The following is a 301-nucleotide window of genomic DNA, read 5'->3' as shown; positions in this document are numbered from 1 at the left end:
AATCAAAGGGCAACGCAAAGAGTGGGAAAACATCGTAAATACGCAGTAGATAAACTAGGTATTGATGAGCGTATCGACCATCGAACCCTAAAGCAGCAAGGGATAGAGCAGAAACCAACGATTAAGATTGGGTTGGAAAGCGTCAGCAATGGAGCGCAGGTGTATGGCGACCGATAAAGGCGATCTAAACCGAGAGATTACCGCAGATAATCAGCAGTTGCGTGATTTACAGATAGAGTTTGCAGCCCTTACAGAGGCTAAGACAGAGATAGAGAACGTCAAAGAGCAAGCCAAAGGTATG

General features: G+C 45.5%; 1 protein-coding gene. It reads left to right on the top strand.

What is annotated here, in order from left to right; genetic code table 11:
- Nucleotides 1-21: 21 nt before the first annotated feature.
- Complete coding sequence (locus CAN34_RS14690; protein ID WP_123891923.1) at nucleotides 22-177, top strand: MobA/MobL family protein; 156 nt, start codon at nucleotides 22-24, stop codon at nucleotides 175-177.
- The last annotated feature ends 124 nt before the right edge of the window (nucleotides 178-301 follow it).

The sequence above is a fragment of the Psychrobacter sp. DAB_AL32B genome (assembly GCF_002224105.1).
In the GTDB taxonomy this organism is placed as follows: Bacteria; Pseudomonadota; Gammaproteobacteria; order Pseudomonadales; family Moraxellaceae; genus Psychrobacter.
This window is presented reverse-complemented; position numbering and strand designations above follow the sequence as displayed.